The sequence below is a fragment of the Desulfobacterales bacterium genome (assembly GCA_034003325.1).
Lineage (GTDB): Bacteria > Desulfobacterota > Desulfobacteria > Desulfobacterales > JAFDDL01 > JAVEYW01.
This window is the reverse complement of record JAVEYW010000006.1, coordinates 72,016-91,291: the sequence shown is the minus strand read 5'-3', so window position 1 is coordinate 91,291 and position 19,276 is coordinate 72,016. Positions and strand designations below refer to the sequence as shown.

Here is a 19,276-nt window from a genome sequence, read left to right as displayed (position 1 = left end):
GACCGGGGCATGACCGGGGCTGAATCACAAGGAAACGGCAGGTGCGTTCGTCAACGGTTATGGTATCGAAAATGTGACCGGTTCGCGTCCGGGCGCGGAGATTCCGCGGCGCTCAAGCAGTGATCCATCCTGCCGGTAAAGATCAATTAATGTCTTAAGATAGTTGGTAAGGGCTCGCACCTCGGCAATTCTACTAACCAGAAGATCCCGCTGAGCCTGCGCGACCATAAAACTGGTTGATTTTCCCACCCGCAGTTTTTCGGTTTCGATTCTGAGTTTTTCCTCATCGAACATGCGGGTCACTGAAGATGCGGCAATCTGCTGCCGGGTTCGGTTCACTTCGATATAGGCGGTTCGAACGTCAAGTTCCACGAGCTGTGCCAGGTTCTCAAGAGACTGTTGCGCCTGCTCCCGCGTCAGCAGCGCCCGCTGGTGAAGGGATTTGGCCTCCCGGTTGAAAAAGGGAAAATTAAATCGAACGCCTGCCAACGCATCATAGCTGTCCTCGTCGATATTGCCGATAGAATCCTTAAAAGAATTGGCATACCCGCTTTTGCCAAGTGTGATGAAAAAATCCATTGCGGGCAGCAATCCGTCCCGGGTTTCGACAAGCGCCAGATCGCCGCGAACTATTTCCAGACGAGCCTCGTTTAATAGCGGTTGCATGCGCATCGATACGGCCACATGCAGGGAAACGTCTTCCAGTGTGATCTCGGGTAAGACCGGCGGATGGGTAAGCTCAACTTCCCGCTGCCAGAGTCCCGGCCCGGCAGGATTGAGCAGCCTCAGCAGGTGCAGGCGAATGGTTTCCTTGTTGGCCCGCACTTCGATAAGCGCCTGCTCCTGGGCCGCCACCTCGGCCCGCACGGCCGCCAATTCTGATTTGGCCAATCGGCCGACCGTAATCAACGTTTCAGTTTCGTCAAGTTGCTGACGGGCGACTTTCAGCGACTGCTCGACAATTTCAATTTGGCGCCGGGCCAGTGCGTAGTCCCAGTAGGTTCGCTCCATCTCCGCCACCAGCGCTTCGGTAAACCCCCGCAGCTCGTATTCCGACATGCGCGTATCGATGACCGCCTGTTGCAGCCGAACAAGATTCACATCCGCTCCAAAGCCCTTCAGCAGCGCCTGCGTGACCGTCATGCCCAGGCGGGTCGGATAAAAGGTGTCATTATAAAGAGAGGAGTCGCTCATTTGCGTACCGGCTTCCAGCGCCACCGTCGTGCCGGTCGGAAAATATTGCGATAGCGAAATGGTCCCTTCGGCGGTATCGATGAGAAACGCCTCGGTTTCAGAGCCGGATCTGGCGAGGCGCTCTCCTTTCACCTTGCCGGCGGAGATATCTGCGTTTATCGCCGGATCGAAAACAGCGCGTTCCTCGTCCTCCACCGTTTGACGAATCGAGGGATTCAATCTTTGCACCAAAAGCGCGCGGTTGTTTTCAAGACAAAGCAAAATAGCTTCGGTAACGGTTAGGTTCAAGGGCCCCGGCGTCGATACCGGCGCCTCAACCGCTTCGGGTCGCCCGGCATCCGCCGCACGCATGAGCACGCTTGAATCGGCCGGCACCTTCGGTCCTCCCGCAGCGCGCTCTATCCGTTTTTCAATTGGCGCACAGGCAACCGATGTCATCAATACCCAGCCTATGGCAATGAACGTCGGCAAACGAAAATACCCTCTGGTAACCATCATATTCGAATCCTCACGAATCCCGGCTCCTTCCGACAACGGTCGGGTGTGTCCTTTTTTTTTGGTATTTTTAAACCGCGTTGGATAGGTTATATAGCAGGTCGATGCGCAATGACAACGGAAAGGGTGTGGTACCATGAAATCGGGCGGCCCTAAAATTTTTCTTCTGGCGATTCTTCTGATCGGTGCGGCGGCGGGTTTGAGCTGGTTTTTTTTCGGTCCGTTTCGGGATCAAACCGACTCGGGCAAAAGCGGTAAATCGTTACACGCCGTGCCGGTGGAGGTAGCACCCATTCAGCACGGGCCGATCGCGTTACAGCGCGCATTCAGCGGGGAGCTGGAAGCCCTGGCCGCCTTTGTGGTTGCTCCGAAGGTAAGCGGCCGCGTGGAGCATGTGATCGTGAATATCGCCGATACGGTCACGCGGGGGCAGGTAGTGGCCGAGCTGGACAATGATGAGTATGTTCAGGCGGTCGCCCAGGCACAGGCCGACCTATTGGTCGCCGGGGCCAACCTGTCCGAAGCCGGAAGCGCCCTGAAAATAGCCGATCGCGAGTTTAAGCGCACCGAGTCACTGTTAAAGCGCGGCATTGCATCTGATTCCGAGTTCGATGTCGCCCGCCAGGACATTCTCGCAAAGCAGGCAAAACTTAAGGTCGCCGAGGCCCAGGTTACAAAATTCAAATCATCTCTGGAAACCGCCAATATTCGGCTCGGTTACACGAAGGTAACCGCCGGCTGGACGGGCGGCAGCGAGCATCGCGTCGTTGCCGAGCGCTATGTGGATGAAGGCCAGACCGTCGCCGCCAACGCGCCCCTGCTTTTGATCGTCGAGCTGCATCCCATCGTCGGGGTGGTGTTTGTTACCGAAAGAGACTACGCCCATTTAAAACCCGGACAATCTGTTTTGTTAACAACGGAGGCCTATCCGGGCGAAACATTTACCGGCCGCATTGATCGCATCGCGCCCGTCTTTCAAACCGCCACGCGCCAAGCACGCGTTGAAATGACCATCGACAATTCAGCGTATCGGCTCAAACCCGGCATGTTCATTCGGGCGACGGTGGTATTGGCCCGAGTGCCGGAAGCCGCCATCGTCCCGGAACAGGCGTTGACCATGCGTCATGACAGGCACGGTGTCTTTGTCGTCCGTGAGTCGGAACAATCAGTCGCCTGGCGCGAAGTGGAAGTGGGCATTCGTGAAGACGGCCGGGTGCAGGTGAAAGGCGAGGGGCTCTCCGGCCGCGTCGTCACGCTGGGTCAGCAGTTGCTTAGCGACGGCTCCCCCATAACCCTTTCCGACGGGCAGGGCGACACCGCTGCCGGCCGCGAACAGGAACCCCCCCCATGAATTTACCGAGCTTTAGCGTCAAGCGACCGGTATTCACCATCATGGTGACCCTGATTCTGGTCATTCTCGGGGCGGTCTCATTGGGCCGATTACAAATCGACATGATGCCCAACATCGAATTGCCGACACTGACCATTCGAACGGAGTACGAGGGAGCCGGCCCGGAGGTGATCGAGCGCCTGGTGACGCAGATTATTGAAGAGATCGTTGCCACGGTGCCGAACGTAGCGGAAATCACCTCAACCTCCTCAGAGGGTCAGAGCACAATCCGGGTCACTTTCGTGTGGGGAACAAACATCGACACCGCAGCGATCGACGTTCAGGGCAAAATCGAGGACGAGATCAACGAATTACCGGAAGATATTGTCCGGCCCCGCATTCGAAAATTCGATATCGCCAGTTTTCCGGTCGTATTGCTGGGTATTTCCAGTGACCTTGATCCCGTGGAACTTACCGAACTGATCGAGGTTCAGATCCGTTACCGCTTTGCCCGCATTCCGGGCGTTGCGCAGGTCGACGTCTGGGGCGGCTTCAACCGTGAAGTCCGGATCGAACTTGATCCGAACCGGATCAAGGCCGTCGGCCTACCTCTGGACCGGGTCATCAAGGCGATTACCGATGCCAACCTGGATCTTCCGGCGGGCAAGATCGAACAGGGCCGCTATGAGATCATGCTGCGCGCTCCGGCCGAGTTTACCAGCCTCGATCAGATTCGAAACACGGTCCTGGTTCAGCAGGATGGGGCGGCCATCACCTTGGGTCAAGTCGCCGATGTTCAAGATACCTATGAGAAACTGACGCGCATCGTGCGCGTAAATGGCAGCCGAGGACTGCGCGTGGCGATTCGAAAACAGGCCAATGCCAATACGGTCGACGTATCCCGGCGGGTTCTGGCCGAGATTGAAGCCGCCAACCGGGCCCATCCCCAGATCAGGATTGTTCCGGTCTCCAATCAGGGCAATTATATCGAGCGATCCATCACCAATGTCGCCCGATCGGTGCTTTACGGGGGCGGACTGGCCATTGTGGTATTGCTGTTTTTTCTGCGCAACCTTCGCAGTACGCTGGTGATTTCGCTATCGATTCCCATTTCCATCATCACCACATTTGCTCTTATTTACTTCGGGGGATTTACGCTCAACCTGATGACGCTGGGAGGGCTGGCCCTGGGAGTGGGCATGATGGTCGACAGTGCCATCGTTGTGCTCGAAAACATCTTCCGCCGCCGCGTCGAAAACGGCGAAACACCGGAAGACGCATCGATGGAAGGCGCTCGCGAGGTCGGGCCCGCCATCATTGCCAGCACCATTACCACGCTGGTCATTTTTCTGCCGTTGATTTTCGTGCAGGGCGTTTCGGGCATTCTCTTCAAGGAGCTGGCCTATGTGATCATTTTCGCGCTGATCTGTTCGCTCGTCCTGGCATTGACGCTGGTGCCCATGCTGGCATCCAGACTCCTCGCCACAAGCGGGCCGCAGGCCAAGTCGCCGACATCATCCCGAACGAACCGTTGGGCCACGGCTGCAGGGTTTGTTTTTTCGGGTCTTGAAACCGCTTACCTGAACTTGCTGCGATGGGCTTTGAACCATCGATTGGCCACAATCGTTTCAGCGGCTGCCGTATTCTGCGCCAGTTTATCGCTCTTGCCCCTGATCGGTAGTGAATTTTTGCCCCCCAGTGATGAGGGAGAGGTGCGCATCACCGGAAAAATGGAAATCGGGACCCGCCTCGATCTGGTTGACCAACAGACACGCGCTATAGAGCAAATCGTTCAACCGGCTGTGCCCGAAGCCGTTGCCTCGGTGGTCAGTGTCGGCGCCTCGGGCGGGCGGCCTGAAGCAAGTTCAGAAGGGGAAATCAGCCTGTCTCTGCTGCCGGCCGCCCAGCGCGAACGCTCCAATGCGGACATCGCTCAAGACCTGCGTTCTCGACTGGAAGGCAGCATTCCCGGAATGGAAATTCGTGTTCGGGCGCCCCAGGGGCAATTTATTTTGGAGCGTCTTCTGGGAAGTGACGAAGGGCTAAGTATCGAGATCCGGGGATTCGAACTGACCACGCTCGATGTGCTGGCCGCCCGCACGGCCGAATTGATCGAGGGTGTGCCGGGCATCACGGACGTTGAGACCAGTCTCGAAGCCGGCGTCCCACAGTGGGAAATTCGCATGAATCGCGACAAGGTCGCCGATCTTGGCTTAAGTGCTCGCGACGTCACGCAGCTTCTGCAAACCGCAGTGGCCGGTTCCAAGGCCGGCGAATACCGAACGGGGGGCAATTCTTATCGCATACTGGTTCAACTTAAAGATGTCCAAAAACGAACGCTGGATGAAATTCTCAATCTGATGCTGACCACCGCATCCGGAGACAAAGTGGCACTGCGCAACGTCGTTACATCCGAACTGAGCCGTGGCCCGATGCTGATCGATCGCAAGGACCAGCAGCGCATGATAACGGTTCGCGCCAATGTCGCGGGCCGCGATTCGGGGTCTGTGGCCCGAGACGTGCAGGCGTTGCTGAATCAGCTTCCCCGCCCCGTCGGCTATGACCTGACCGTCGCCGGTAATTTCGAAGAGCAACAAAAGGCTTTCGGGGAGCTGATCATCTCCCTTGTGCTGGCCTTGGTCCTCGTCTATATGGTGCTGGCCTGTCAATATGAATCACTACGAGATCCGCTGGTTGTTATGTTCTCCGTCCCGTTGGCGGCGGTCGGCGTGCTGGTAACGTTGTTTATTACGGACACAACGTTGAATGTGCAGTCCTACATCGGCTGTGTCATGCTGGGCGGAATCGTCGTCAACAACGCCATTCTTTTGGTGGACCAGGCCGGTCGATTGATTCATGAGAGAATGCGAACACACGATGCCCTGATCGAGGCCGGCCGCCGCAGATTGCGCCCGATTCTGATGACGACCTTGACCACCATCCTCGGTCTGCTGCCTCTGGCGCTCGGCATCGGCGAAGGCGCAGACGCTCAAGCGCCTCTGGCGCGGGCGGTTGTCGGCGGACTTACCGGATCAACGCTGATTACGCTGGTACTGATCCCGGTCGTTTATTCACTGTTTCATTCAGGACCCGAAAACCAGCCGCCTGAACCGGCTCAAGAAAGATAACCCGCATGGCTCAGCTTCAGAGATGTACTTTAAAAAGCACCTGTAACCGCGCAGCAATCCGTCCGAATTTCATGGGCGCTTAGAAATCCTCCGAATCCGCTTCTTCCCTTGTGATTGCTTTTTTGGATGTCTTTTTCAGGTGTTGAGCTGAATTGTAGCCAATTTCCTTTTGGGATGCCCGTGTTGGTTCCGGTGTCAATTCGAGTTGCCCAACCCGGCCTTGCGCAAGGGCCTTTTGGGCATTGCCGTTATCCGACCGGCCGACCATGGCAACCAAATCTTCTATAAAGGCTTCCAGTTGTTTTGCCTGAGCATTGAGTTCCTCGGTCGCGCCGGCGGACTCTTCCGCACTCGCCGCATTTTGCTGAATGACGCTGTCCATTTCCGAAACGGCTTTGTTGATCTGTTCGATGCCCTGGGCCTGCTCCTCACTGGCCGAGGCGATCTCACTGATCAAATCAGCCACCTTGGTGGCACTTTCGGTAACCTTTGCAAAGGCATCATCCGTATTTGTGACCAGTTTGGCACTCTCATCGACTTTCTTTCGGGTCTGTTCGATCAAAACGGCGGTGTTTTTTGCCGCTTCGGCAGCACGGATGGCCAGGTTACGAACCTCGTCCGCCACGACGGCAAATCCGGCGCCGGCTTCACCGGCGCGGGCGGCTTCAACCGCCGCGTTAAGTGCCAGCAAGTTGGTTTGAAAAGCGATTTCATCAATGGTTTTAATAATTTTGGAAGTTTCGGCGCTGGCGTTTGAAACATCCTTCATCGCTTCCGCCAGATTCGCCATGGTTTCGTTGGCCCTTGTCACGATGTTTTTGGTTTCCTTCATCAAGTTGTCGGCTTGGTTGGCGTGGGAGGCGTTCTGTTTTGTCATCGACGCCATCTCTTCAAGGGAAGAGGATGTCTCTTCCACCGAGGCGGCCTGCTCGGACGATCCTTCGGCCAGCAACTGGCTGGTACCCGCCAGTTGGCCCGAGACCTCGGATACCTTCTCCGAACTGTCCATCAACCCGTGAATGATATGGTTGAGTGATTTCGTGATCACCCGCGCCATCAAAAACGCCAAAACAATGCCAAAAACGGACGCGATCACCGTTCCGAGAAGCATCATGCCGTTTGCACGGCCCGACTGGGAGGTCATCTGTGTTTTCTGCAATGCGCTGGCTTCAAAGCAGAGAGTCTGGGTGGCCTGGGCGGCTTTTAACATCTCATCGGCCGCCTCGTCTTGTTGTTTTACAACCTGATCAAATTCGACAAAGGCATCGCGAAATGCAATCACATCCGCAATAATGGCTTCCACCTGCTGAACACCGACCGGGGACTGAAGACTGATGGCCAAAGCTTGCGCTCGTCTAAGCAACTCACCCAAACCCTCAACAATCCGATTATAAGAGGCTTCCCCTCCGGACAGAATAAATTCTTTTTCTTCATTCTGAACACCATTGAATTGTGAATAAAGAAGATTGGCCTCCTTGGTGTTGGCGAGACGCTCATCCATTTGCCGATCGGTTTCGGCGAGGGTTTTTGTCAGCTCATCGGCAAAACTAACGCGAACTTCAAGCCCTTTATCCATTGCTTTTCTGGATTTCCCGGCAAAGGACTCTAATGCCGTTAAATCCTTTTCCGCTAAAATTTTCCGAAATTCATCCACATGCGCCTGATAGCTGGCCATCATCAGGTCCAATTGTTCGATGGCCTTTGGGTCTTGCAGTTTTGTTTTCAGATCTTCCGCAAGACCAAAGGTCTCGGAGTTGTCAAATTCCCAGGTTTTCATATATCTTTCGTCGAACTGATAAATCAATTCCGTAGCCAGTGCCCTGTTCTCGAGGATACGGTTCAGCAGTTCGTTTATCCTATCCGTTTTTTCCATCTGCTCTGTGAGAAGAGATTTCCCCTTGCTGCGAATATCGATCAACTCGGCATTTTGCGACTCCCGAAATTTCTGAACGCCTTCCATGGCAACGTCGGCGCGGGTCCGCATATGCTTCAGGGTGGTTTCTTTCGTCCCCGTCAACTCGACATACCGGTTAAACGCCTGGTGATAAAGGTCGATTTGTTTTCCGACCTTTTTGAACAATTCCCCTTCACTTGTATTGGAAAATTGTTTGGCGGTATTTGCAGCAATCGCTTTGATCGATTGGATATTTTTCAGCACCTTTTCAGCAATCTCGGGGGTGGCCTTTCGCATGTAATCCTTTTCAAACTGTCGCGTTTCCAGCAGGTCCTGAACCAAACCACCCACTTGGCCGACTTTTTCGCTCAGATTTAAAACATTTGACAGACCTTTAAGCCCTACTACAGCAACGGCAACCAGCAAAACCAAGACTATCGCAAACCCGCCGAAAATCTTGCCTTTCAATTTGATTTTCTGGAACATTATTTTCTCCTTTCGCCCAATGAGGATTGTTGAAGCCGTATTGATCATGCACGAGATAATTCGAACCGCGTTTTTCATCCTGATGATTCAACCCGTGAAAAATCAGCTAAAAGGGGAGACGCTGAATCAAACGTCGTTTTCTATATCTTAATTATGGCTATAAGACAATTCTTATCCAAAGGTTATCCAAGCTTATTCCGGTCCATTCCTTTTTTTTACCAATGCTTCAGTGAGCCTTTTTTGTCCCTCATTATTATCTCCTGGTATCAAAAAATCGGGTACCATGTCGAAAGCGGGAATTAACCGAAAATGTCGTTGCCGCTTAACGCGCTTTTTCCTCACATTTGCTCTTATCGGCACATTGTCATTAAAAGTAAAATTAAAAACGGGGGAAATGTTGGACCCGCCTCGTCCCCACCTAAACGCTGAAACGTAACTGCTTCTGAAAAGGGCTCTATTCCGACACAAGGGGAAACCGTTCCATGATTTTTTTAAAGAAATGGTGTAACTACTTAGGAATACAGAATTCAGGAGCCAGAATTCAGAATAATGCACTAACCGCCTGAATCTTCATTCAACTATATTAATCCGGCTGCTTTCAGTTGTTTTTATTCTGAATTCTGGATTCTGTCTCCTGGCTACTGAGCAGTTACGAAATGGTTTGTAAATTCGATAGGATCTGACATAATTACAGGCATTCCGGAAAATAGCAAAAGGGGTAAAAATGATGAATGTGATCGCTTTTAACGGTAGTCCCAGAAAAAAAGGGAATACGGCCACCTTGCTCGAAAATGCATTGGCCGGCGCTAAAAACGGCTCCGCGAAGACGGCGCTTGTGCATCTCTATGACCTGACGTTTAAAGGGTGTATCAGTTGTTTTGCGTGTAAAAAAATCGGTGGAAAACACCATGGCCGATGCGCGCAAAAAGACGAGCTATCACCGATTCTGGACAGAGCCGCCGAAGCTGACCTCTTAATACTCGGCTCACCGATCTATTTTTTTACAGAGACCGCCATGATGCGTTCTTTCATGGAACGGCTTATCTATCCGTATCTTTCGTACACCCCGGGGTATGCGTCTCTTTTCCCGCGAAAAATTCATACGGGTCTGGTGTACACGATGAACCTTACCGCAGAGCAGATGCCCGTCTATGGTCAGGACAAGTCGGTGGCGGCGTCCCGATGGTGGCTTGCTCATATTTTCGGCCACTGTGAGGTGTTGAATTGTTTCGATACGCAGCAATTCAACGATTACTCAAAATATTTGTCGACCGCTTTTGACGCGGATGCAAAGGTGAAACGGCGTCAAGAGATTTTCCCCAAAGATTGCCTGCGGGCATATGAATTCGGGCGCAACCTCATTGCGATAAACCCAACAATAGAAGATGAACATGGAGCAGACAGGCCGTAGCATTCCACCGCTCAAGCCGGCGGGGTACGGATTAGCTTAAAAATTCAAGAATGTATTTAGTCGCCGTGAAGGTCATAACGCCCGCCAGCATCCATTTAATGGCCTTGGCCGGAACGAATTTCTGACAACGCGCCCCGAGGTACATTCCGGCCATTCCCCCCAAACCGAAAAGGATTCCTAACAACCAATCTGGAGCCACCGAAAGGTGGGAATAAAACGGCGCAATGGCCTGATAAAAGGCCACACCGGCTATCGATGTCACGCAGGTTCCCATTAAGGCCGCGCCTGCTACCGTGTAAACCGGCAACCTGAAGAACGTGATCAGAAACGGGGCAATAATCGCACCGCCACCGATACCATAAATCCCGCCCACAATGCCGACGATGAAGCTGAGAAGAGAGATACCCCAAATGGACACGTCAAAAGATTCCTCGTTGAAGGTGTATCCCAGCCGCTTCAGGTTGAAGTGAGTCACCGTTGTCCTTCCATAACCGTCCCCGCCGGATTTTTCGGTACCGGCGGTCTTCGACCTTTCGTCTCCCGCTTCCTCCCGAGGCCGGTTTTTATTGTTGGCTTCGGTGCCAGTGTCTGTGTTTTTCTTCAGTAAATCCCGTACCATTCTAAAACCGATATAAAGCAGAACGCCGGCGGCAAAGAGCTTAAAATGTTTTGCATTCGGCAAGTAGGCCACACGCACGATAGCCCCGATAAAGACGCCGGGCAGCGTACCGGCGACGATGATCCAGGTCAGGGGCCACACCATCCGGCCCTCGCGCCAATAGCGATACACCCCGCTGGGAATGGCCACGATGTTGAACACCTGGTTGGTGGCGCTGACCGACGGATGCGTGTACCCGAGAAACGACATCTGAAACGGCAGCAGCAAAAAGGCTCCGGAAACACCTCCCATGGAAGTAAAAAACGAAATTATGAACGCCATTAAAGGCGGTATCCAAAAAGCGACTTCAATTCCGGCGGTCGGAAAAAACATGAGCGCCTCCAATCCAAAAAAATGCGACGACATTTAGTCACGAATATTATTTTATTAGTGATAGTAAGTTGCGACAAGCGCATGTGTCAAGACATTTTTGTAATAGGTTCGAAAGGGTTGCGTTAAAAATAGGGAGCCCGATGCTTGTGGATTGAACAACCTTTTTAAAGCGGCATGAAACGATGACTATCTGCTGAAAGTCCCTGCGACTAAATGTTTTACATGCATTTTTTTTCTAGCACCTCGACAACACCGTTGGTTAATCGATAGCCCCTGTCCGCCACATGCAGCAATGCTTTCTGATGTGAGATAGATATGATCGTAAGTTTTCCCCTTAGCTGATATAGCGTAGCGCAAATTGCCGCCTCACTGTCCGGATCAAGGGAACTGGTGGCCTCATCCAGAATTAACAGCTCCGGTCTATGGACCAGCGCCCTTGCGATGGTGATCCGCTGCCGTTGTCCCCCTGACAGGCGAGCGCCTTTTTCCCCGACAGAGCTATGAATTCCGTGAGGCATCTCGGCTACAAAGCGCAAAGCCCCCGCATTCTGCAAGGCTTGCGCCACGTCCTTTTCAGTTAGCGACGGATCACCCAACGTCACATTCATAAACACCGAATCGTGTAAAAGGAGGCTTTCCTGGGGCACATACCCGATCATGTGACGCCATGCCTTGATATCCACAGTTGATAGCGGAATGTCATCAATCCAGAGCTTCCCGGCTTGCGGGCCCAAAAGACCGGTGATCAAATCAATCAGTGTGGTTTTTCCTGCGCCGGAGGCCCCGATAATGACCGAGAAAGACCCCTTTGGAAATGACAACGATATATTCTTGAGTACAAAACGGTCTCCATACGAGAAACTGACCGCTTCAAAACGGATCGAATGAGTAAAGGTGGGCAGGAGGGTTCCGACGCTGGTTTCCCGTTCATTTTCGGCCTCTTTTATTTTTGCCATCAGGGACCAGTAGGCGCTTTCCGCAATGACCATGGACTGGTATTCTTTCTGGGCTTTTTGAAGCGTTTTCAAAGTCTTGGCCAACATATAAACCATAATGATGACCTTGGCGAGCGGTAGTTGCCACCAAACGAGCGCCACATAAAGCCCAAAAGCAAAAAAAATAATAACGAGCGGTTCCTGAAGTGCTCGCAGGGCCTCTTCACTGAACACCTGTTTTTGCAATACCGCATTGAGCTGCTTTGTTTCTCTCTGTAACACCGAATCGGCCTCGTTTTCCCGGGCCATGGATTTAAGCGGCTTGATGGATTGGAGTGTATCGGTCAAGAGAGACAGCAGCGATTTAAGCAGTCTGGTTTGCTGGGCGCCGGCTTTTTTTGCTTTTGTAACCAGGCGTCGAAGCACATATAGAATGAGAATACCGGCGCCTAAGGTGATGAGGGTTATCTTCCACCCCAGCAACAGGGCGACGATGGCGTAAATAACCGCATGCAGCGAAAACGCAATGGCCCTGATTCCATAGAGGAAGGCATCCGATGAGCGTTTGGCCTCTGTCGCAAAGGCATTGGTGAATCGGCCGACCGGTTGGTTGACATAATATTCCCAACGCGTCGCAAACAGGGCGCCAATCAGGGCCAACCGAAGATCCGTGGCCACCCGGGCAACCATGTATCCCACCTGCTTGTTGGCCAGAAGAACCAGGATGGCTTTCAACATGATGCTCACAACAAAAATAAACAGCATAACACCAAGGGTTGAGGGCATTCCGGTTGCAGTTAAAAAGCCGGTAATAATTCCTTCCATTGCAGAGCCGGATCGATGTGAAGCGCCGAGTGATCCGGGGGCGCCCATCGCAATGCCCAACAGCGGAACCAGCATCGAGATGCCGAATCCCTCGGAAATACCCGCCAAAAGCGTGGCTATTAGCGTGAACAGGCTTTGAATGGGATAGCGATGAACAAAGGTGATAATAAGGCGCATGGCGACAATCTGTTTGGGACTGATTAAGTGTGTTTTTGCCCCGTAACTTAACGTAAGGAAGCAAACACCTCTCCTATTTTTTGAACCTGCTCATCCGTGTGAGCGGCGCTCAAACTGCAGCGCAGCAGCGCCTTTCCATCAGGCGTGGCCGGCGGTAACACCATGTTGACATAAATGCCGCTTGCCAACAACCGGTTCCAATCCGCGATGGCCGCCTTTTCTTGATCGTAACAAACGGCGATAATGGGACTGGGCGCCGGTCCCAAAGAAAATCCCGACGCTTTGAGACGTCGGTAGAGATCTTTCGCATTTTTCCAAAGTCGATGTTTCAACTCCGGATGAGAGATCATCATCTGCAAGGCTTTGCGTGTGGATGCAATACTTGACGGAGAGGGGGACGCGGTAAACACATAGGGCCGGCTTGCATAGCGAATCAGATTCAATTCCGGATGATTACTTGTGCAAAAGCCACCAATGGCCCCAAGGCTTTTGCTAAAGGTGCCGATGATGAAATCGACGCTGTCTTCAACGCCGGCCTCCTCAGCCAGGCCCCGGCCGTTCTCGCCAAGAATGCCCAATGAGTGGGCTTCATCGACCATTAAATAGGCGCCGTATTGCTGGGTCAATGCTGCAATGTTCGCCAAGGGCGCCCGATCCCCCAGCATGCTATAAATTCCTTCAACCGCAACCAATACGTTGGTTTTTCTGTTTTCAAGCCGTTTGAGGCGTTTTTCCAAATCCGTTGCATCGTTATGCCGAAAACGGATCACCTCCGCCCCGCCCATTCGACATCCATCGTAGATACTGGCGTGGCAATCGGCATCGATGAGAATGACCTCTCCGGGGCCTACAACCGTGGACAGAATGGATAGGTTGGCGATATATCCTGTAGAAAACACGATGGTATCCCTGCGGTTAAAAAAACGGGAGAGTTCCGCTTCCAAAGCCACGTGTCCCGAGAAGGTCCCATTGGCCATTCGTGATCCGGTGGTGCCGGTTCCTTCTTTTTGGACGGCCCGGCATGCTTCGCGAATACATTCGGGGTTAAACGTCAGGCCCAAATAATTATTGCTTCCGGCGAGAATCACGGGGCGGCCATTCACAACGGCTTCAGTCGCCGAGATAATATCTTCCATGACGATGTTAAAAAACTCGATGCCGTTTTCTCTCATCGCCTGACGCCTCTCAGCCAGCGGCTGAAATTTATCAAATAATCCCATTAACACCCATTCCCTTTTAATTTTTCGATTTGCAGGCTTAAATCACCGATGGTGCGAATTTTCGGCAGAATATTGATCGGAATCGAAATGTCAAAATCGTCTTCAAGACGCTCCAAAATTTTCATTACCTTAAGCGAATCAAGGCCCAAATCGGCTGTCATCTCCGTTTTGGCCGTGATTTCTACTCCCGCCGGAACCAGGGGGATCAATATATCCAAAATTTTGGCTATCACCTCGTCGTTTGTTGTCATGAAATACATCCTTTTAAATTTTCAAATACGATCTGGTAATGGGCGTCTATGCCCCGAGCCTGAACGTTTGCCTGAGCCCTTCCGCCAAAGTGACTTTCGGCGCCCACTTCGTGTCGCGCATCAACGCCGTGTTGTCAGCCACCCAGTCGGAATGAATCAATTCTCGAACTTTTCCGGGTGTTAGCATGGGGGCGCGGCCAGCGATCCGCGCGGCCGTCACATTCAGCACGGATAGAAACCTTAACAAGGATACCGGAATGTTTACACGGCCGATGGGTTTTCGGTGTAGTTGCGACACAATCCTTACAACCTCTTTCCATGCGTATCCACCCGCATGTCCGTCATGCAGTTCATATAGGCATCGGGATCGTGCGCCGTGATGAAGCCAGCAGATAACCGCCTCCGCCAAATCTTCCCCATACAGAAGCGAAAACCGGTTTTCGTCACCGCCGATAATGGGGGCGACCCCTTTTGCCATCCATTGAAAAAGCGGAAAAAGTTCCCGGTCTTCAGGGCCATATACGGCAGACGGCCTGAAAATGCTCCACATCATTTTCTCTGAAATGGCGGCCAGCGCTTTTTCCCCCTTTTGTTTGCTCGCGGCATATGGCGAAAGATGCGGTTCACGCGCGGCTAAAGAGGAAATCAATAAAAAGCGGGGAATGGGACATTGCTCGGTTGCCGCCTGCACCAATCGCGCCACACCGCCGGTATTGATCCGCTCAAAATCCATTGGATTGAAACCACGGACAGCGCCTGCGCAATGCACCACGGCATCTGCGCCGTGAACCAAAGACCGAAGGCTCGCGAGGTCGTCCAGATCACCTAATATCCACTTGATGGGGCTCTTGTTTGAGCATTTATGAATCGAAGTGGGACGGACCAGGGCTTGAACTTGCCACCCGCCGAATATCAACCGTTGGGCGATCATACCGCCGATGAACCCGGTCGCGCCTGTTAGAGCAATCCTGTTCGGCATAAAAAGACGGAAATCCCTTCGCTGGCGCCATATTGAGAAATGTTTGAACGATTCGAACCCATTATGCCAGCCTCATTTGCGATGAAAAAATGGCGCCGGTCCGAAATCAACACGCTTCGGCACGCCGTTTTTCATCGCAGCCATCGACTTGATTCTCAGCGAAACGCTTAAGATACTCCTTTCGCGCACCGGAGCGGGATGGCTTTCCGGACGTCGTTCGAGGAATGGTGTTTCGAGGGACGAGTTCGATGAGGCTGTCTATTCCCAGCTCCTCACGAACCAAGCGGCGAACATAGTCTACCAGATCAGCGCGTTTTTGGGGGTCGGTCAAGCGGCATTGGATCATGATGACAGCCACCTCTTCGCCCTTTGGGCCGGGTACCGAGAACGCCAACGCATCCATTGTCCGTATTTCGGGATGTGATTCAACCAGAAACTCGATGTCCTGAGGCCAAATATTGCGGCCATTTATGATAATCAAGTCTTTTTGACGTCCTGTAATAACGACACAGTCACCAATTTTGTAAGCTTTATCGCCCGTGTTGAGCCAATTATCCCGGGAAAGAACGTCTTGTGTGGCTTTTAAATCACCAAAATAGCCGGACATGACGCTGGGTCCCCTTAAAAAAAGCTCACCACAATGTCGTTCCGGAAGTGCTTGCCCATTAGGATCCCGAACCGATATTTCATATCCGGGAAGCGGCTCGCCGCAATTCACAAACGTGTTGAATCTGCCCTCGTGATTATCTTTTGTTGCAGCGACGGGTATTGCCCGATTCTGATTCGCGAGAAGATTCGCATCAACGCAATCCACCTGCACCCCATTGCCCAGCTCGCCGAAACATACGGCAAGGGAGCATTCCGCCATGCCGTAGCACGGCAGGAACGAACGGGCAGTAAAACCGCAATGTTTCAAAATATGGGCAAATGTTTCAAGCGATTCGGTCCGAATCATTTCCGCGCCGACACCAGCGACTCGCCATGCGCTCAGGTCATAGGGTTGCGGTTCGTTGTCTCTAAGACACCGCGAAACCAAATCGTAACCGAACGGCGGGCTAAAAGAAATGGTGGCTCGATTTTCAGACATGAGCTTTAGCCATAACCGAGGACGCATGGCAAAATCCCGGGTACTCAAATAATCGACGGATATCTGGCATGCCATCGGCGCTAACAGCAACCCGACCAACCCCATATCGTGAAAAAAGGGAAGCCAGGATACCGCGCGATCTCCCGGTCGAATCCGAAGGCCCTGTTTTATAATGGCGGACAGGTTGTTTAAAACCGCTCGTTGTGTAATCATGACGCCACGCGGAAAGCGAGTGCTTCCGGATGTATATTGCAGATAAGCCAAATCGGTCGGCTCAACGGGGTGTGGCGGGGTATCCGCTTCCGGAAGGCTATCGTAGTCTTTGGGACTTCCCAGAAAAAGAAAATTTAATTTTTCGGCGGCTTCCGTCAAAAAAGGAAAAAAATCTTCCGTCGCCATCGCCAGATCGGGTCGGCAAATAGAGAGCAATCGCGCAAGCTGTGTCACGTATGCGTTGTGACCGCCCAATTGAATTTGAGCCGGCAATGGAACCGGCGTTATTCCGGCATATTGGCAAGCGAAAAAAAAACGGACAAAGTCCGGATGGGTATTCGCAACCAACGCCATGCGGGCGCCCCGGGTGACGCCCAGATGGTTGAATTTTTTTGCCAGGATTTTCGCCTCGCTGCGTAGCGTATCGTATGGAAGTGCCGTAATCAGCTTGCCCTTTCCGGAATAAAAATTGTATCCGGTCTGTCCTTGGGCCGCGTAATCCAAGGCCTCTGCAAGGGTTGAAAAAAAAGAGGTTTTGTTTGCCTGAAACCTATTGCCGGTCGACGTTGCCTGCATAGCGCGAGGGGTTCTCCCTTGAGGATTGTTCGTTCAAAAAGTGAATCGCCGCATCACCACATCGGTCATTTGTTGAATTTTTACTTGCGACCGACAATGGACATATTTTTTTGCGTTTTATTGTTATATGGTAGCGATTGAAAAATCAACCAGTGGAATTCAAAAATTTCGAACGGGTGGTATTCGCTGATAACTGATAATGTTAACCATTCGCCCTTATTTCTGTCATCATCTTTGTCAACTTATTTACCAACTTCAGCCGCCGACAGGCCTTGAACCACAGCACCAGGATGCCATTGCACGGAACGCTTTTAAATAAACGGATAACAATTTATTTGTTTCTCCTGACACTGATCGGGAGCGCTCATGCAGCCGTTGCGGGTGGGGATATGCGTTCATGCACTTTCTTGCCCCCCTCTTCCTGGAAGCGCCTAACCTTTGATGGCTCGGGAACCTCGGCTAAAATAACCACTCGAATTCAGCTAACGAGCACTGCCGAAATGCCCGGCGATTTGATCACAACAGGGGAAGGAAAAGCCCTCGATGGTGTGGAGATGGCCGAGAATACGACATTATTAACGGTTGAAACCACCGTTCACTATTTGCTTTTTTTTAATGCAACATACACGGAACACATTTTGTTTAATACCGCAAATGCTCGGGTCTATCGTCGAATCAGGCAGCGTCACGGAACCGATCCCTGGGTCAAGGCCTATTATTGGACGCGCCAAGGGGTGCAAAGGCGAAAAATCATGCCTGCAAGTCCTGATGAAAAAAAACAGGCCCCCGTCAAATGGACCCGTCAAAGTCAATCGCTTTTCCCCTATCCCGACGAGAGGGAGTGCCTGGTGATATCGGATTCGACGATGTTATGTTACCTGTTATCAGTCCTCGAATACAGAAAGTTGCCGTCTGTCCTCTGCGTTTTCGGCAAAGCCCGGTTTCATCGCCTGATCATTGACGAGCAAGCATCCTTTCCGATAAAAACAGCGTTCAAGATGCATTCATCATCAGGCGATGATCGCGTTGAGGCTCAGTTAACACCGCTCGTTTTTTCCGTTTCAGCGCTACCGGCCGTATCCCCTGCCATAAAACCGGAACCATTTTCGCTGCTGGGTCTTGAAAAAGATATCTGTATTTATATCGATCCCTCCCGGCGGTTGCCGATCAGGGTTAGCGGGGTAAATCCCAAGCTTGGAAATCTGATACTTAACCTTAGTGATGCGGAATTAAAATGAGGAAAGGGGCGACACCGGCCGATTTTCTTTCAGGGCATCCGTTGTTTTTCCTGCGGCAATCCGTTGAACCTGTTGCCAATCATCCACGGAGTCGACATCTATGGCCGCCTCCGGAAACGGCATGATAACGACGCCCGATTTAAATCCAAGCCGGTGTGATATTCGATTCAAAGCCTGGGAAAGGGTCAGACGCCTCGTTAAATACCGTATCACGGTCATCCACCCGAAAACGCTGATGACACGCAATGGCCTTTTCCGCTGCTGCTCGACACGGTGCCAGAAATAGGCGGCTGACCGCCCGCGAGGCGTCAAAAAGGCAAATAGGTTACATGCGCAATAAGCGCCTTCGTTCAATCGATAAGCGGTTCGATGCGTTTCCGGGTAAGCCGCGGTTACAGCTTTATGCAGGGCGACGGCAGCGACGACATCGCATCCCGACGATAGGGCTTTCACACAAAAGTAATCGACCATTTGAGCGGTTAACAGGGCATGGTCGCTGGTGGTTAACAATACGGGGATGCCCGGGGCCAGCGATTGCATCACATGATAAGCACTTGCGCTCGGTGTCGCCTTGTTTTCAATCCATCGAACATTACCGGAGGCAAGCTGTGCCTTCAGTTGATCTTCCCGGTTTAGGATGGGTTCAGGGGGGCCGCATAGAATTTGGTCCTTAATGTTCCGGGCGGAAGATAATGCCGCCATCACCCCGAAGACCATGGGAATCCCATTAACCGGGGCCAGTGATTTGCACCGCACACCGGCGGCTTTGGCCACCGGGTTGACCGATTCCCTGTCTGCAGCCAGCACAATGGCGGTAAAATGCGGGGAGGAAATTTTCATTCGCCC

The 19,276-nt window shown here is 52.4% G+C and carries 13 protein-coding genes; 4 read left to right on the top strand and 9 right to left on the bottom strand.

From position 1 onward, the window contains the following. Positions 1-57: 57 nt before the first annotated feature. Entirely contained in the window at positions 58-1,692 is a 1,635-nt protein-coding gene (locus tag RBT11_08020) for a TolC family protein (GenBank protein MDX9786707.1), read from the bottom strand. Positions 1,693-1,825: 133 nt separating this feature from the next. Between RBT11_08020 and RBT11_08015 the strand changes: the two genes are divergently transcribed. Both RBT11_08015 and RBT11_08010 read left to right on the top strand, forming a co-directional pair. Then, positions 1,826-3,040 (top strand): efflux RND transporter periplasmic adaptor subunit, encoded by a 1,215-nt coding sequence (locus RBT11_08015; protein ID MDX9786706.1) that lies wholly within the window; start codon positions 1,826-1,828, stop codon positions 3,038-3,040. Further along, entirely contained in the window at positions 3,037-6,147 is a 3,111-nt protein-coding gene (locus RBT11_08010) for an efflux RND transporter permease subunit (GenBank protein MDX9786705.1), read from the top strand. The genes RBT11_08015 and RBT11_08010 overlap by 4 nt, the downstream gene beginning before the upstream one ends. A gap of 79 nt (positions 6,148-6,226) precedes the next feature. On the opposite strand, the gene RBT11_08005 is transcribed toward RBT11_08010, so the two are convergent. After that, positions 6,227-8,527, bottom strand: coding sequence for a methyl-accepting chemotaxis protein (locus tag RBT11_08005; protein ID MDX9786704.1), 2,301 nt, complete (start codon positions 8,525-8,527; stop codon positions 6,227-6,229). A gap of 724 nt (positions 8,528-9,251) precedes the next feature. Here RBT11_08005 and RBT11_08000 point away from each other — a divergent pair. Next, complete coding sequence (locus RBT11_08000) at positions 9,252-9,938, top strand: flavodoxin family protein (protein ID MDX9786703.1); 687 nt, start codon at positions 9,252-9,254, stop codon at positions 9,936-9,938. Positions 9,939-9,969: 31 nt separating this feature from the next. Here the strand turns inward: RBT11_08000 and RBT11_07995 are convergent, their stop codons facing one another. The 6 genes from RBT11_07995 to RBT11_07970 form a co-directional block, all read right to left on the bottom strand. Beyond that, on the bottom strand, positions 9,970-10,878 hold the full coding sequence (locus RBT11_07995; protein ID MDX9786702.1) for a sulfite exporter TauE/SafE family protein: 909 nt from the start codon (positions 10,876-10,878) through the stop codon (positions 9,970-9,972). A 269-nt stretch (positions 10,879-11,147) separates the two neighbouring features. Beyond that, a complete protein-coding gene (locus tag RBT11_07990; protein ID MDX9786701.1) occupies positions 11,148-12,866 on the bottom strand; it encodes an ATP-binding cassette domain-containing protein in 1,719 nt (572 codons plus the stop codon). Between the two features lie 47 nt (positions 12,867-12,913). Further along, positions 12,914-14,086 carry an aminotransferase class I/II-fold pyridoxal phosphate-dependent enzyme gene (locus tag RBT11_07985; protein MDX9786700.1) on the bottom strand — a complete coding sequence of 391 codons (1,173 nt, stop codon included), beginning with the start codon at positions 14,084-14,086 and terminating at the stop codon, positions 12,914-12,916. Continuing rightward, a complete protein-coding gene (locus RBT11_07980) occupies positions 14,086-14,337 on the bottom strand; it encodes a phosphopantetheine-binding protein (GenBank protein MDX9786699.1) in 252 nt (83 codons plus the stop codon). The genes RBT11_07985 and RBT11_07980 overlap by 1 nt, the downstream gene beginning before the upstream one ends. Before the next feature lie 46 nt (positions 14,338-14,383). After that, a complete protein-coding gene (locus RBT11_07975) occupies positions 14,384-15,316 on the bottom strand; it encodes an NAD-dependent epimerase/dehydratase family protein (protein MDX9786698.1) in 933 nt (310 codons plus the stop codon). A 106-nt stretch (positions 15,317-15,422) separates the two neighbouring features. After that, on the bottom strand, positions 15,423-17,192 hold the full coding sequence (locus RBT11_07970) for a fatty acyl-AMP ligase (protein ID MDX9786697.1): 1,770 nt from the start codon (positions 17,190-17,192) through the stop codon (positions 15,423-15,425). Between the two features lie 389 nt (positions 17,193-17,581). Between RBT11_07970 and RBT11_07965 the strand changes: the two genes are divergently transcribed. Continuing rightward, the gene (locus tag RBT11_07965) at positions 17,582-18,430 is read left to right on the top strand and encodes a hypothetical protein (GenBank protein ID MDX9786696.1); all 849 of its coding nucleotides are present in this window, start codon (positions 17,582-17,584) and stop codon (positions 18,428-18,430) included. Here RBT11_07965 and RBT11_07960 read toward each other — a convergent pair. Then, entirely contained in the window at positions 18,422-19,270 is an 849-nt protein-coding gene (locus RBT11_07960; protein ID MDX9786695.1) for a nucleotidyltransferase family protein, read from the bottom strand. The two genes, RBT11_07965 and RBT11_07960, sit on opposite strands and share 9 nt — an antisense overlap. Between the last annotated feature and the right edge of the window lie 6 nt (positions 19,271-19,276).